The 14,228-nt window shown below is 69.6% G+C and carries 10 protein-coding genes; all 10 read left to right on the top strand.

Annotated features, from left to right (window positions below; genetic code table 11):
- A partial coding sequence (locus G3O00_RS31230) for a DotU family type VI secretion system protein (protein ID WP_206145310.1) occupies positions 1-1,217 on the top strand: 1,217 nt, incomplete at its 5' end.
- A 2-nt stretch (positions 1,218-1,219) separates the two neighbouring features.
- A complete protein-coding gene (gene tssM / locus G3O00_RS31235) occupies positions 1,220-4,846 on the top strand; it encodes a type VI secretion system membrane subunit TssM (RefSeq protein ID WP_206145311.1) in 3,627 nt (1,208 codons plus the stop codon).
- On the top strand, positions 4,828-5,523 hold the full coding sequence (gene tagF, locus G3O00_RS31240) for a type VI secretion system-associated protein TagF (protein WP_011355194.1): 696 nt from the start codon (positions 4,828-4,830) through the stop codon (positions 5,521-5,523). Before tssM ends, tagF begins: the two co-directional genes overlap by 19 nt.
- Before the next feature lie 80 nt (positions 5,524-5,603).
- Positions 5,604-7,961, top strand: a complete 2,358-nt coding sequence (locus tag G3O00_RS31245) for a serine/threonine protein kinase (protein ID WP_206145312.1) — start codon at positions 5,604-5,606, stop codon at positions 7,959-7,961.
- Complete coding sequence (gene tssA, locus G3O00_RS31250) at positions 7,948-9,069, top strand: type VI secretion system protein TssA (protein ID WP_241025419.1); 1,122 nt, start codon at positions 7,948-7,950, stop codon at positions 9,067-9,069. Before G3O00_RS31245 ends, tssA begins: the two co-directional genes overlap by 14 nt.
- 73 nt (positions 9,070-9,142) lie before the next feature.
- Positions 9,143-9,697, top strand: a complete 555-nt coding sequence (gene tssB / locus G3O00_RS31255) for a type VI secretion system contractile sheath small subunit (RefSeq protein ID WP_206145313.1) — start codon at positions 9,143-9,145, stop codon at positions 9,695-9,697.
- Complete coding sequence (tssC, locus tag G3O00_RS31260) at positions 9,690-11,198, top strand: type VI secretion system contractile sheath large subunit (protein ID WP_174931993.1); 1,509 nt, start codon at positions 9,690-9,692, stop codon at positions 11,196-11,198. Before tssB ends, tssC begins: the two co-directional genes overlap by 8 nt.
- 71 nt (positions 11,199-11,269) lie before the next feature.
- Positions 11,270-11,761, top strand: a complete 492-nt coding sequence (locus G3O00_RS31265; protein WP_011355189.1) for a type VI secretion system tube protein Hcp — start codon at positions 11,270-11,272, stop codon at positions 11,759-11,761.
- 16 nt (positions 11,762-11,777) lie between these two features.
- Positions 11,778-12,326, top strand: a complete 549-nt coding sequence (tssE, locus tag G3O00_RS31270; protein ID WP_174941006.1) for a type VI secretion system baseplate subunit TssE — start codon at positions 11,778-11,780, stop codon at positions 12,324-12,326.
- Between the two features lie 4 nt (positions 12,327-12,330).
- Complete coding sequence (gene tssF, locus G3O00_RS31275) at positions 12,331-14,202, top strand: type VI secretion system baseplate subunit TssF (RefSeq protein WP_174931991.1); 1,872 nt, start codon at positions 12,331-12,333, stop codon at positions 14,200-14,202.
- The last annotated feature ends 26 nt before the right edge of the window (positions 14,203-14,228 follow it).

Consider the following 14,228-nt stretch of genomic DNA (forward strand, 5'->3'; position numbering starts at 1 on the left):
TGCAGCCGCGCCCCGGGCGCTGGGCCGCGAGCGGCACGAACCCGCTCGTCGCGGCCGCGAATCCGTTGCTCAACCTGGTGCCGCAGATCCGCTCGACCGTCCATCACCCGAATCCGGCGTGGCTGCGCGAGCATCTGGTGGTCGAGATCCGGCAATTCGAGGCACGGGCGCAGGAAGCCGGCGTGCCGTCGGAAGCGATCATCGGCGCGCGCTACTGCCTGTGCACGGCGCTCGACGAGGCGGCCGCGCTGACGCCGTGGGGCGGCAGCGTGTGGTCGTCGCACAGCCTGCTCGTGTCGTTCCACAACGAGACCTGGGGCGGCGAGAAATTCTTCCACCTGCTCGAACGCCTGTCGCAGCAGCCGCGCCAGCATCTCGACCTGCTCGAGCTGCTGTATTTCTGTCTCGCGCTCGGCTTCGAGGGCCGCTATCGCGTGCTCGACAACGGCCATGCGCAGCTCGACGCGCTGCGCCACCAGCTCGCGCTGACGATCCGCTCGGTGCGCGGCGAATTCGAGCCGGCGCTGTCGCCGCACTGGCGCGACGTCGTCACGCGCGATGTCGCGCGCCGGTTCGTCGTGCCGCTGTGGGTCTGCGTGGCGCTCGCGCTGCTGATCGGCTTCGGCGTGTTCGTCGGGCTGCGGATCGCGCTCGCCGGGCATTCGGATCGGCTGTTCGCGTCGATCGACGCGCTGCATGTGCCGAAGCTGCAGCCCGCACAGGCGCCGCCGCGCCCGGCGCCGGCGCCGCGCATCGCGAAATTCCTGGAACCGGAGATCGCGGCCGGCCTCGTGTCGGTGCGCGACGACGCCGATCGGAGCGTGATCGTGCTGCGCGGCGACGGGTTGTTCAAGTCCGGCTCGACGTCGGTGATCGATCGCTACGTGCCGGTGCTCGCGCGGGTGGCCGATGCGTTGAACAAGGTGCCCGGCAACGTGCGCGTGACCGGCTATACCGACGACACGCCCGTGCATACGGCGCGCTTCGCGTCGAACTGGGACCTGTCGCGCGAACGCGCGGAAGCCGTGCGCGGGATGATCGCCGCGCGGCTCGACCATCCGGAACGGCTCGCGGCGGAAGGGCGCGGCACGCTCGACCCGGTCGCACCGAACGATTCGCCGGCGAACCGCGCGCTGAACCGGCGCGTCGAAATCACGCTGCTGCCGGCGCCCGGCAGTGCCGCCGTCGGCGCGAGCGCCACGCAGGGAGCCAACTGACCATGAACCAGGCTGTCGCGCGTTTCGTCCGGCCGTTACCGTCGCGGGAGATCTGGACCTTCGCCGGTCTCGTCGTGCTCGCGTGCTTCGTGTGGCTCGCAGGCCCGCTGTTCGCGTTCGCCGAGGTCCGGCCGCTCGAAAGCGGCTGGGCGCGCGGGCTGACGATCGCGGTGCTGTTCATCGCATGGGGCGCACGTGTCGCATGGCGCAGCTGGCGCGCCGGCCGCCTCAACGCGCAGTTGCTGAACCAGCTGCGCGAGGCCGCTCCCGGGCCGGCCACCGCCGACGATCCGGCAAAGGCGCAGCTCGACGAGTTGCGCAGCCGCTTCGACGAGGCCGCTTCGCTGCTGAAAAAGGTGCGCTTCGGACAGGCCGACACCGTGCGCAAGGGTCTGCCGCGCTGGTTCGACCGGATGTCGCGCCAGTATCTGTATCAGCTGCCGTGGTACGTGTTCATCGGTGCGCCGGGCTCGGGCAAGACCACCGCGCTCGTGAATTCCGGGCTCAGCTTTCCGCTCGCGGAGCAGTTCGGCCGCGCGGCGATCCGCGGCGTGGGCGGCACGCGGCATTGCGACTGGTGGTTCACGAACGACGCGGTCCTGATCGACACGGCCGGCCGTTATACGACGCACGAGGGCAATCGCGCGCTCGACGAGGCCGAGTGGAAAGGCTTCGTCGACCTGCTGAAGAAATACCGCACGCGCCAGCCGCTGAACGGCGCGATGCTGACGATCAGCGTCGCCGACCTGCTCGGCGCGTCGGAGGCCGAACGCACGCAGCACGCAATGGTGCTGCGCAAGCGGCTGCTCGAGCTGCGCGCGCAGCTCGGCATTCGCTTTCCCGTGTACCTGCTCGTGACGAAGGCCGACCTGCTGGCGGGCTTCGCCGAGTATTTCAGCAGCTACGGCCGCACCGAATGCGCGCAGGTGTGGGGCTTTACGTTCCCGCTCGCGCAGAGCGAGGCGCCGGGTTTCGACCTGCGCGCGGCATTCGACCGCGAATACCGGCTGCTGCACCAGCGGCTGAACGACGGGCTGCCCGAACTGCTCGCCGCGCAGACCGACGCGCGCCAGCGCGAAATGACGTACCTGCTGCCGCAGCAGATCGCCGACCTGCAGGACATGCTCGGCCAGTTCGTCGCCGAGGTGTTTTCGGTGTCGAGCTACGAGCCGATGCCGATGCTGCGCGGCGTCTACCTGACGAGCGGCACGCAGGAGGGCACCGCGTTCGATCGCGTGATGAGCGGCATCAAGCGCTTCCTGAAGATCGAGGGCGTGCCGCCGGTCGCGCAGGTCGGCTCGACCGGGCGCAGCTTCTTCCTGAAGTCGCTGCTGCAGGAACACATCTTCCGCGAAGCCGCGCTCGCCGGCAGCGACCTGCGCTGGCATCAGAAGCGGCGCGTGCTGCAGATCGCCGGCTACGTGCTGCTCGCGCTCGTGTGCGTGGCCGTGCTGGTCGCGTGGCTGCGCAGCTATTCGAACAATCGCGCGTATCTCGACCAGATCGCCGCGCGCGTGCCGGCCGTCGATGCGCAGATCGCCGGCGCGAAATTCTCCGATGCGGCCGACGTCGCCCGCCTGCTGCCCGTGCTCGATGCGCTCGGCAACCTCGCGAATGCGGGCGGCGTCGACCTGCAGCATCCGCCGCTGGCGTATCGGTGGGGGCTGTTCCAGGGCGAGAAGATCGACGAAGCCGTCGACGCCGTGTACCGGCGCGCGCTCGAAGACGTGCTGCTGCCGATCGCCGCGCGCCGGATGGAGGCCGCGCTGCGCGACGCTCGGCCCGACGAGACCGAATACGCGTATGCGGCGCTGAAGGCGTACCTGATGCTGTACGACAGCGCGCACTACGATCCCGCGTTCGTGCAGGCCGTCGTCGATCTCGAAATGGAACGCGCGCTGCCGCCCGATTTCTCGCCGGCCGAACGCACCGCGCTGCGTGCGCATCTCGCCGCGCTGTTCGGCAACCGTGTCGCGGTGTCGCCGTATCCGATGAACGAGCGGCTCGTGGCCGACGTGCGCGACCGCTTGCGGCAGGTGCCGTTCTCGCAGCGGCTGTACCGGCAGCTCACGCTCACGCTGCGGCCGGCCACGTCCGCGTTCGACTTCAGCGTCGCGCGCGCGGTCGGCCCCGATGCTTCACTGGTGTTCCGCCGCCAGAGCGGCAAGCCGCTGTCGGAAGGCGTGCCGGGGCTCTATACGCGCAACGGCTATCGCAACGTGTTCGCGCCGCGCCTGGCCGGCGAGGTCGACGCCTACGGGCGCGAGGAAGTGTGGGTGCTGAACCTCGGGCTGTCCGAGATTCCGGGCCCGAACGACGCGGCCGCATGGGCGCGCGATATTCGCCAGCTCTACCTGAACGACTACCTGAAGATCTGGGACGACTATCTCGCCGACATCAAGCTGCAGCGCACCGCGACGCTCGCGCAAAGCATCCAGGTGGCGCGCGCGCTGTCGTCCGCCGATTCGCCGCTCACGCGGCTGATGGTCGCGCTCGCACGCGATACCGCGCTCGGCGATGCGCCGGGCGGGGCGCGCAATCTCGCGACGCGTGCGCAGGACAAGGTCGACGAGGCGCGCAGCTCGCTGTCGCAGATCTTCGCGGGCCAGGGCAGCGATTCGAGCGCGTCCGCGGCGGCGCCCGCGAGCGCCGAGCAGATCGTCGACAGCCACTTCGCCGGGCTGCGTGCGTTCGCGCCGGGCAGCGGCGACCAGGCCCAGGCGTTCAGCGAGGTGCTGAAGTCGATCGACGCGCTGTACACGTACCTGACGGCCACCGACGACGCATTGAGGAGCGGCGCGCAACCGCCGCCGTCCGACGCGCCCGCCAGGCTGCGCGCACAGGCCGGCCGCCTGCCGACACCATTCCGCGAAGTGCTCGACGACCTGTCGAACGTCGCCAACGGCAGCGTCGCGACTGTCGAGCAGCGCAGCGTCGCGACGCGGGCCGGTGCGAACGTCGGCGACTTCTGCCGGCAGGCGATCGCGGGCCGCTATCCGTTCGCGCGCGGCTCGTCGCGCGACGTCGCGCCGGCGGACTTCGCGCAGATGTTCGCGCCCGGCGGCCTGATGGACGACTTCTTCCAGAAGAACCTGCAGTCGATCGTCGATACGACGTCGCACCCGTGGCGCTTTGCGAACCGCAATGCGGACGCCGATCCGTCGGCCGCCGCGATGCTTGCTTCGTTCGAGAAGGCGGCGGTGATCCGCGACGCCTATTTCGGCGGCGGCGCACGCACCGCGCAGTTGAAGGTGCAGATCCAGCCGCTCGAAATGGACCCGTCGATCACGGAGATGGTGCTCGACGTCGACGGGCAGATCGTCCGCTACGCGCACGGCCCGCTCGTGCAAAGCGCGGTGGACTGGCCGGGCCCGCGCGGCAGCAACCAGGTGCGGCTGCAGGTGTCCGGGCAGGCCGGCGCGACCGACGGCTTCTCGACCGACGGGCCGTGGGCGCTGCACCGGCTGTTCGACCGCGCGGCCGTGTCGGCCGGACGCGGCTCGGACCAGATGATTGCGCGGTTCACGGTCGACGGCAAACCGATCGTGCTGCAAGTGAATGCGGGCAGTGTCCGCAACCCGTTCAGGCTGCCCCAGATGGAGTCCTTTACATGCCCTCCGAAGCCATGAGCCCGACACCGCCGTTCACGCGTACCGACGGCGATGCGCCGGCCTGGTACGGGAAGATTCCCGGCGCCGGCGACTTCGTGAACAGCCGCCTGCCGCATGCGCTCGCGCTGTGGTGGGAGCGCTGGCTCCAGCAGGGAATGGCCGCGATGCGCCAGCGCGGCGCGGACGAGATCGAGCGCCACTACACGGTCGCGCCGGTCTGGAATTTCCTGATTCCGGCGGGCGCCGGTGCGTCGTGCATTCAGCCGGGCTGCCTCGCGCCGAGCTGCGACCGCGTGGGGCGCTACTACCCAGTGATCGTCACGCTGCCGATGCGAGCGGCCGATTACTGGAACGGGCTGCCGGATGCTGCCGACGCGTTCTACTGGCAGGTCGGCCAGGCGCTGCTCGACGCGATCCGCCACGCACGCGCGCCGGGCGATCTCGAGCAGATGCTGGAGCGCGTGCGGCTCACACAGGGCGACGACACCTACGCCGACATCGTCGAAGGCATGCCGGCGCCGCCGCCTGAACGGCCGGCCCCGGCTGCGTGGCCGGGGCTGTCCGGTTACTTCGATCCGCACGGCGGCACCAGTTTCTGGTGGACCAACCGCGCGGACGGATCGCCGCTGCGCACGCATGCGCATACGGGCACGCCCGACAACGCGCTGTTCCTGACGCTGTTCGGCGGCAGCTAGCGGCCCGGCTGACGGGCGGCGGGACGGCGAGCCGCCGGGCACGGCGGGCGGACAGGACGCGGTTTCGAGAGGTGGTGGAGATGAAGGACGCTGGATCGAGAGACAACGAGCACGACACGGCGACACGCGGCGACGCATCCGAATTCACGGTGCGGCCGCTGCCGCTCGGCCATCGCCTGGGCGAACTGCAGCTCGACGAGGTGCTGGGCATCGGCGGCTTCGGGATCGTCTATCGCGCATTCGACCGCACGTTGCGGCGCGCGGTCGCGATCAAGGAGTACATGCCGTCGATGCTGGCCACGCGCGGCGGCGACTATACGGTGTCGCTGCGCTCCGAACGATTTGCGCAGGCCTTCGACGCCGGGCGCGGCGCGTTCCTCAACGAGGCGCGCCTGCTTGCGCAGTTCGATCACCCGGGGCTCGTCAAGGTCCTGCATTTCTGGGAAAGCCACGGCACCGCGTACATGGTGATGCCGTTCTACGAAGGGCGCACGCTCAAGCAACTGCTCGACGGCGGGATGCGGATCAGCGAGACGCAGTTGCGCAATATCGTCGGCGCGCTGCTCGGTGCGCTCGACACGCTGCATCGCGCGCAGTGCTTCCATCGCGACGTCGCGCTCGACAACGTGCTGATCCGCCCGAACGGCAGCGCGATCCTGCTCGACTTCGGCGCGGCGCGCAAACGGATCGGCGACCTGGTCGACGACGGCGCGATGATGATCAAGCCCGGCTATGCGCCGATCGAGCAGTACACCGACGATCCCGCGTTCAGCCAGGGGCCGTGGACGGATCTCTATGCGCTCGGCGCGGTGATGCACGCGATGATTACCGGTGAGCTGCCGCCCGCGGCCGTCGTGCGCAGCATCAAGGACACGTACCGGCCGCTCGCGTCGCGCGACCTGCCGGCCGGCGAGGTGTACAGCCCGGCATTTCTCGCGGCGGTCGACCATGCGCTGCAGTTGCGGATTCCGGATCGGCCGGAATCCGTCGCAGCGTTCGCGGCAGAGCTCGGGTTGCGGGACTTCGGGGCGGGTGGCGGGTATGGCTCGGCGGTCGCGCCGCCGGTGAGCGATGCGGGGAGGAGCGGGGAAGGGAAGCGCGAAGCTTCGGCTGGGTCCGGTACTGCGTCGGCTGCTGCCGCGGCTTCGATCGGCGCGGGCGGGACCGCTTCGGGGAACGCTGCGACGGATGGGCCGGCGTCGACACCCGCAGGTGCGGGTCATGTGTCTACGCCTACGGGCACGGCATCCGCGTCGTCTGGCATATCCAGCGCCCAACCGGGAGTCGATGACGCGCCTTCGACATCCAAAGTGGCCGCAGAAAGCGCCGCGATTGCGGCTGCGGGCACGCTCGGAGCGTCGGCATCTCATGCGTCCCAGTCAGCCGCGAAACCGGGTGAATCCGACGCACCGCGCGGAAACGTCCAACGAGAGAAAGAACCACCCGCTGCAAGCGCTGACGCACAGGACGATGCCGGAAAGCGATCAACAAGTACGGCGCCGGACGTCGGTGCGCAAGGTGCGGCAGGCTCCGGCAATGCGAACGCGTCCGCAGCTGCCGGCGCCGCCGGTTCGACCGCACCGCATCCTGCCGCATCGGTATCGGCATCCTCACCGTCATCAGGCGGCGCACCCGTGCCAACCGGCACCCACCGCGGCCAGGCTCCCGCCGGATCGCGCAATCGCCGTCTGCCTGTCTACGTCGGTAGCGCGCTCGTCGCACTGATCGCCGTCGGCCTGGCCGCGACCTATCTGTCGCGTCCCGCCCGCGATGCCGGCGAGCCCGCGCCCGTCGCGAGCCAGCCTCAGGCCGGCACGTCACCGCCCGCGAGCACGCCGGGCGCTACGCTGGCCCAACAGGGGCCGACACCGACCGTCGTGCCGCCGTCCAGCCTGCCGGCCGGATCGTCCGCGCAGGTTCCGCCGCCGCCCGTCGCCGCAGCGCCGGCCAGCCTGCCTGCCGTCGAGGCCGCCGCGTCCGCGCCGCAGGTTGCGACCACCGTGACGAACCCGGCCCCGTCGCAAGCAGGTTCCGGTTCCGCCATCGCGCCCGCCGGCAGCCTCGATTCGTCGGAACGTGTTGTCAACGTGCCGCCGTCGGAAGCGGCCGCCACACCGGCGACTGCGCCGACACAGGCACCGAAGGCGCCGTCGGAGGCAGAGACCGCAGTCGCCGCCGTCAACGCGCCGACGGCCGAGTCGCAGCCGCGTCCGCCGAAGGCGCAGGAAACCGTGCAGGTGCGTTTCAACGTGCGGCCCTGGGGCGACATCTACGTGAACGGCGCACGGCGCGGCGCGAGCCCGCCGCTGCGTTCGGTATCGCTGACGCCGGGCGTCTACGTGATCGAGATCCGCAACGGCTCACTGCCGCCGTTGCACCGCACCGTGGCGATCGACTTCGGCAGCAAACCGGTCAACATCGACTATGCATTCGAATGACGTCAGCCAGGCGGCGCTGGCCGCCGCCGCATTGTCCACGGTGCCGCCCGGCCTGCCGGCGACCCCGCGCGCCGACCTGATCGGCCAGCTGCTCGCGGAGGTCGCGCCCGATGCGCCGTGCGGCGCGAACCTCGAATACGACGCCGAGTTCCTGCAACTGCAGGAGCGCGCGACGCCGCGCGCCGAGCAGCAATACGGCGACACCGTGATCCCGGCCGAAGCGCCCGACTGGCGTGCGGTCGAGCGGCTTGCGCTGGCGCTGTCCGCGCGCACGAAGGACCTGCGCGTCATCGCCTGTCTCGCGCGAAGCTGGACCGAGCAGCACGGCATTCCCGGCTATGCGGACGCGCTCGCGCTTGTCGCGAACCTGCTCGCGCGCCGCTGGGACGACCTGCATCCGCGGCTCGACGCGGACGGCGAACCGGACCCGACGCTGCGGATGAACGCGCTCGCCGAGATAGCCGGCGCGCATGACTGCGCGCGCGCGGCGCGCCGCCAGCCGCTGTTCGATGGCGGGCCGAGCGTGCGCGACGCGGAACGGCTGCTCGACGGCCGCGACGACACCGGCAGCCCCGTGGCCGGCAGCCGCGAAAGCCTGCTGGTTACGCTGTCGGTTACGCATAGCGACGGCACGACGCCGCTCGACGCGGCGCGCGCGGCATTGCACGCGCTGGAGGCGATCCGCGTGTGCGTGACGGACAAACTGGGCCGTGAATGGGCACCCGACGAAGGCGATGCGGAGAAAGCGCTGCAGCGGATCGTGCGCGAAGTGCCGCTGCCGGAGCCGCAACAGGTCTCGCTCGACATGCCGCCGGCCGCGCCCGGCGACGCGTCGCAGACCGGCCCCGCAACGGCCGCAACCGCAGCGGCCGCGATGCCGAACGCCCACGCCTGGCGTGACGCCGAGGTCACGAGCCGCGACGACGTGCGCATCGGTCTCGACAAGATGTGCCGCTATTTCGAGCAGCACGAACCGAGCCACCCGGCGCCGTTGCTGCTGCGGCGCGCCCAGCGGCTGCTCACGCTCGACTTCTACGAAATCATCCGCGATCTCGCACCGGAGAGCCTGCCGAAGCTGGACCTGCTGAGCGGCGAGCGGAGCGAATGACACGAATGAAACACGCCGCCAAGCGGGCGGCGCCGACGGACTGCGCAACCTGATCGATGTGAAGGAGTGGACGATGACGGACAGAACCAAGGCGGCAGGCAGCGGACAGAAGTTCATCGCGCGCAATCGGGCGCCGCGCGTGCAGATCGAGTACGACGTCGAGACCTACGGCGCCGAACGCAAGGTGCAGTTGCCGTTCGTGATGGGCGTGATCTCCGACCTGGCGGGCAAGCGCGCCGAGCCGTTGCCGGACTTGCAGGAGCGGAAGTTCCTCGAAATCGACGTCGACAACTTCGACGAGCGGATGAAATCGGTCGCGCCGCGCGTCGCGTTCCAGGTGCCGAACACGCTGACCGGCGAGGGGATGCTCAACGTCGACATGACGTTCGAGCAGATCGACGATTTCTCGCCGGCCGCGATCGCGCGCAACGTCGACGCGCTGCGCCGGCTGCTGGAGGCGCGCACCGAGCTGTCGAACCTGCTGTCGTACATGGACGGCAAGCACGGCGCCGAGCAACTGATCGAGCGCGCGATCAACGATCCCGACCTGCTGAAGACCCTCGTGCGCAACCCGCACGAGCCCGCGCAGGGCGGCGATGCGACCCAACCGGAGGCCCGCGATGAATGACCCCGTCCAATCCCGCGCGGACACACGCGAGGCCGCGCAACCGGCCGTCGCGCACGACGAATTTGCCGCGCTGCTGCAGAAGGAATTCAAGCCGAAGACGGCCGAGGCACGCGAGTCGGTCGAGCGCGCGGTGCGCACGCTCGCGCAGCAGGCGCTCGAACATACGGTCGGCATGACGACCGATGCGTACGGCAGCGTGAAGCAGATCATCGCGGAAATCGACCGCAAGCTGTCCGAGCAGATCAACCAGATCCTGCATCACAACGAATTCCAGACGCTCGAAGGCGCGTGGCGCGGGCTGCATTACCTCGTCACGCACACCGAGACCGACGAGCTGCTGAAGATCAAGGCGCTGCCGGCGTCGCGCAACGAGGTCGCGCGGATGCTGAAGCGCTACAAGGGCGTTGCATGGGACCAGAGCCCGCTGTTCCGCAAGATCTACGAAGAGGAATACGGGCAGTTCGGCGGCGAGCCGTTCGGCTGCCTGGTCGGCGATTTCCATTTCAACCACAGCCCGCCCGACGTCGAGATGCTCGGCGAGCTGTCGAAGATCGCGGCGGCCGCGCACGCGCCGTTCATCGCCGGCGCGTCGCCGGAGCTGATGCAGATGGATTCGTGGCAGGAGCTGTCGAACCCGCGCGACCTGACGAAGATCTTCCAGAACACCGAATACGCGGCGTGGCGCAGCCTGCGGCAGTCGGAGGATTCGCGCTACATCGGCCTCGCGATGCCTCGCTTTCTCGCGCGGCTCCCGTACGGTGCGCGCACCAACCCGGTCGACGAATTCGACTTCGAGGAAGACACCGACGCCGCGAACCACGACCGCTACACGTGGGCGAATTCGGCGTACGCGATGGCCGCGAACATCAACCGCTCGTTCAAGCAGTTCGGCTGGTGTTCGTCGATCCGCGGCGTCGAATCGGGCGGGGCGGTCGAAGGGCTGCCGAGCCACACGTTCCCGACCGACGACGGCGGCGTCGACCAGAAATGTCCGACCGAGATCGCGATCAGCGACCGCCGCGAGGCCGAGCTCGCGAAGAACGGCTTCATGCCGTTCGTACACCGGAAGAACTCGGATTTCGCGGCGTTCATCGGCGCGCAGTCGCTGTACCAGCCGGCCGAGTACCACGATCCCGACGCGACCGCGAACGCGCGGCTGTCCGGGCGCCTGCCGTACCTGTTCGCGTGCTGCCGCTTCGCGCATTACCTGAAGTGCATCGTGCGCGACAAGATCGGCTCGTTCCGCGAACGCGACGACATGGAGCGCTGGCTGAACGACTGGATCATGAACTACGTCGACGGCGACCCCATCAATTCGTCGCAGGAAACCAAGGCGCGCAAGCCGCTTGCGGCCGCGCAGGTGGTCGTCGACGAGGTCGAGGACAACCCCGGCTACTACACGTCGAAATTCTTCCTGCGGCCGCACTACCAGCTCGAAGGGCTCACGGTGTCGCTGCGGCTCATCTCGCGGCTGCCGACCGCGAAGGCGGCCAACGAGTGAGCGACGCAGCAGGCAACGATCGGCATTCAACGCGGCATTCATCCTGACATCGCACTGAAACGGAGACGGCAATGGGCGTGGCAATGTTTATGAAGGTGGACGGCGTGACCGGCGAATCGGCGGACGCACAGCACAAGGGGTGGACCGACATCCAGTCGTTCACGTGGGGCGCGAGCCAGCCGGGCGCGATGGCGAGCGGCAGCGGCGGCAATGCCGGCAAGGCGAGCTTCAACGATCTCGTCGTCGCCGCGTACATGGACAAGGGTGCGCCCGCGATCATCAAGAACTGCGCGAACGGCAAGCACCTTTCGACGGTCGAGATCTCCGCGTGCAAGACGGGCGGCACGCAGGTCGAGTTCATGCGCGTGACGCTGCAGGAAGTGCTCGTCACGTCCGCGCAGGTCGCGGGCATCGATCCGGGCGACGTCGCCGACCGGCTGATGATGCACTACGGCTTCCAGGCCGCGAAGGTGAAGAAGCAGTACTGGCAGCAGAACGACAACGGCGGCAAGGGCGCGGAGGTGACCGTCGGCTGGAACATCAAGGAAAACACCGAGATGTGACGGCGCGGAGATGACCATGGACGACCCGCGAACCCGCGACGGCCGGGAGGGCAGCCTGCGCGACCGGCTCCAGCCCGCGCTGCTCGACCGGCTCACCGACGACACGCCGCAGCGCGCGACCGAAGCGCCCGGCGCGCAGTGGATCGGCACCGAACGCCTGCGCGCGGCCGTGCTGCGCGATCTCGCGTGGCTGCTCAACACGCGCAATGCCGAGGACGGCTTCGTCGACTGGTCGGCGTTCGCGCATGCGCAGGCATCGGTGCTCAACTACGGGATGCGGCCGCTCGTCGGCAAGCCGATGTCGGGCGTCGAGCGGATGTCGGTCGAGGCGTCGATCCGCGATGCGATCGTCCGCTTCGAGCCGCGCATTGCGCCCGACAGCGTCGAAGTGCGCAGCGTGATCGACGCGCCGGGCGGCCGCGCCGGCGAGCGGCGCCACAACGTGCTGCTGTTCGAGATTCGCGGCACGTTGTGGTCGATCCCGCATCCGCTCGAATTCGTGCTGCGCTCCGACCTCGATCTCGAGACGGGCGCGATGTCGCTGCAATCCGTGGCGGGGGCCTGACGCGATGGATACGCGCCTGCTCGACTACTACAACCGCGAACTCGCGTACCTGCGCGAGCTCGGCGGCGAATTCGCGCAGCAGTTCCCGAAAGTGGCCGCACGGCTGCGGCTCAATGAATCGGGGCCGCCCGATCCGTACGTCGAGCGGCTGCTCGAAGGTTTCAGCTTCCTCACCGCGCGCGTGCAGCTCAAGATGGACGCCGAGTTTCCGCGCTTCACGCAGGCGCTGCTCGATGCCGTGTATCCCGGCTATGTCGCGCCGCTGCCGTCGATGGCGATCGTGCGGTTCGCGCCGATGCTGAACGAAGGCAGCCTCGCACAAGGCTGGCGGCTGCCGGCCGGCACCGCGCTGCGCGCGCGTCCGGCCGCATCCGAGCAGACCGCGTGCGAATTCCGCACCGCGCACGACCTGACGCTGTGGCCGCTCGAACTGACCGATGCGACCGTCACCGGCGCGCCGTCGTGGCTGCCGCGCGGCGCCTTCGCCGCCCGGCAGGACGTGCGCGGCGCGCTGCGCATCCGGCTGAAGGTGCGCGGCGGCGCCAAACTGTCCCAGTTGCCGCTCGACCGGCTGACGTTCCATCTCGCGGGCCCCGAGCGCGACGCACTGCACCTGCTCGAACTGATCGCCGCGCATGCGCTCGGCGTCGTGTGCCACGATCCCGCGCAGCCGCCGCGCTGGCTGCATACGCTCGATGCCGACGAGATCGTCCACGAAGGCTTCGATCCCGCCCAGGCGATCCTGCCCGACGACGGCCGCAGCTTCCACGGCTACCGGCTGCTGCGCGAGTATTTCGCGTTTCCGGCGCGCTTCCTGTTCTTCAGCATCGGCGGGCTGCGTGCCGCGCTCGCGCGCGCAACCGGCGACGAGTTCGAGCTGACCGTGCTGTTCGACCGCCATGACGCGGCACTCGAAGCGGCTGTCAGCGCGAAACACCTCGCGCTGAACTGCACGCCGGCCGTGAACCTGTTCGCACGCCGTGCCGACCGCATTGCGCTGCAACCGGGCGCGCGTGAGCACCATGTCGTCGTCGATCGCAGCCGGCCGCTCGACTACGAGGTCTATGCGGTGCAGCGGCTCGCGAGCGAGCAGCGCGACGACGGCCAGTCGCGCGAATTCCGGCCGTTTCACGCGTCGTTCGCAAGCGACGACGGCAACCACGGCGCGTACTACACGGTGCGGCGCGAACCGAGGCTCGTCTCCGCGCAGGCGCGCGCGAACGGCACGCGCACCGGCTACGTCGGCAGCGAAACCTACGTGTCGCTCGTCGACAGCCAGTGCGCGCCGTACGACGAGACGATGCGCTACCTGGCGGCCGATACGCTGTGCACGAACCGCGATCTCGTGCTGCTGCAGCCGCCCGGCGATGCGAACACGTTCACGCTTCGCGTGTCGGCCCCGGTCGAAAGCATCGTCGCGATCCGAGGCCCGTCGCGGCCGCGCCCGCCGATCGCCGATGCGCAAACCGCGTGGCGGCTGATCCGCCATCTCGGACTGGCCCGGCACACGCTGACCGATCTCGACGACGACGAGGGCGCGCATGCGCTGCGCGAACTGCTCGGCCTGCATGCCGATCCGGCCGACGCCGCGATGCGCCGGCAGATCGACGGCGTGCTGCGTGTGGCGTTCTCACCGGTGTTCCGCCGGCTGCCGGCGTCAGGCCCGTTGATGTTCGGGCGCGGCGTGCAGGTCGACGTGACCGTCGACGACCATGCGTTCTCCGGTGACAGCCCGTTCCTGCTCGGCGCGGTGCTCGAACAGTTCTTCGCGCGCCACGTGTCGATCAACGCGTTCGCCGAATGCGTGCTGACCAGCGCGCAGCGGGGCCAGCTCGCCCACTGGCCGGCGCGCATCGGCAGGCGGCCCGCGATATGAAGCGCGATATGTCACCGGGTACCGGG

It is taken from the genome of Burkholderia sp. Ac-20384 (assembly GCF_017104605.1).
Classification (GTDB): domain Bacteria; phylum Pseudomonadota; class Gammaproteobacteria; order Burkholderiales; family Burkholderiaceae; genus Burkholderia; species Burkholderia lata.

Bases quoted from the DNA above. Each gene is read 5' to 3' on its own strand.
- tssM (WP_206145311.1), top strand. From the start codon at position 1,220: ATGAACCAGGCTGTCGCGCGTTTCGTCCGGCCGTTACCGTCGCGGGAG.
- tagF (WP_011355194.1), top strand. From the start codon at position 4,828: ATGCCCTCCGAAGCCATGAGCCCGACACCGCCGTTCACGCGTACCGAC.
- G3O00_RS31245 (WP_206145312.1), top strand. From the start codon at position 5,604: ATGAAGGACGCTGGATCGAGAGACAACGAGCACGACACGGCGACACGC.
- tssA (WP_241025419.1), top strand. From the start codon at position 7,948: ATGCATTCGAATGACGTCAGCCAGGCGGCGCTGGCCGCCGCCGCATTG.
- tssB (WP_206145313.1), top strand. From the start codon at position 9,143: ATGACGGACAGAACCAAGGCGGCAGGCAGCGGACAGAAGTTCATCGCG.
- tssC (WP_174931993.1), top strand. From the start codon at position 9,690: ATGAATGACCCCGTCCAATCCCGCGCGGACACACGCGAGGCCGCGCAA.
- G3O00_RS31265 (WP_011355189.1), top strand. From the start codon at position 11,270: ATGGGCGTGGCAATGTTTATGAAGGTGGACGGCGTGACCGGCGAATCG.
- tssE (WP_174941006.1), top strand. From the start codon at position 11,778: ATGGACGACCCGCGAACCCGCGACGGCCGGGAGGGCAGCCTGCGCGAC.
- tssF (WP_174931991.1), top strand. From the start codon at position 12,331: ATGGATACGCGCCTGCTCGACTACTACAACCGCGAACTCGCGTACCTG.